General features: G+C 54.5%; 1 protein-coding gene. It reads right to left on the bottom strand.

Annotated elements, in window-relative coordinates:
* On the bottom strand, positions 1-842 hold an 842-nt coding region (locus AC1RPN_RS07890; RefSeq protein WP_481763666.1), incomplete at both ends, for a hypothetical protein.

The following is an 842-nucleotide window of genomic DNA, read 5'->3' as shown; positions in this document are numbered from 1 at the left end:
TAATGGTACAGATTAGTGGTCGCAGACAGGGACCCGCTTACAAAGGCCGAATTGTTAGCAACGGAGTTTAGGATACCCCATTGGCGGTTTCCGCCCGATGCCCCAGTAACGAATAGGTGCAAAAAGCCACCATTTGTTGTGGCTGGTGTGAACTGGCCGTTAGCAGCAGGTGCCCCAGACTGCGAAACAATTAGTCCACTGCCAACCCCGCCTGTCAATCCGGTTGCTGTCGCGTCCCCAGCCTCATATACGTTCATGGCCTGCCAATTGGTTACCATGTCTGGTGTTGTCGCAATGATGCCCGTGGACGAAGTTGTGAACAGAACGTATTTGCTGCCGTCGTACAGGTAATTGACGTAGCCACCGCCCGACAAATTTGTTAGCGGAGTTCCCGTAAGAGTCCATGTAACACCGTCTGTAGTGCTGTACACAGCACCGCAGGTTGTTACTGCGAACATGGTGCTGCCAACCAAAATAAGCTGGGTAGGAAGAGTTGCAGTAGTGCTCTGAGCCAGCGTCATTGTCACTGTTCCGGACAGCGGACTGGGTGTACCCGGTGTCCCTCCCGGATTGGCTGCGAACATCAGGCCACGAGACGTAGCAAAGATGTATCGGTTTGCGGCGGGCAAGAATGCCATGTCCAAGATGTAATCACCAGATGGCCCCGGCGCAGTCCACGCAGCGGCTGTTACCGAAAAACTAGACCATGCGCCCGCCGTGTTCAGCGCGGAATTAGCTGCAACCGCCATCAATCCGTAACCAGCGTAGAACACGGAAACAACGCCGCTGCTACCACCCAGCAAGCGACCGGAAGTCTGAACAGCATTGATGGCTTGAGTACT

This window comes from Dellaglioa sp. CoH-57-MRSF-20 (genome assembly GCF_056781955.1).
Note: the sequence above shows the minus strand (reverse complement) of the source record. Positions and strands in the feature narration are given on the sequence as shown.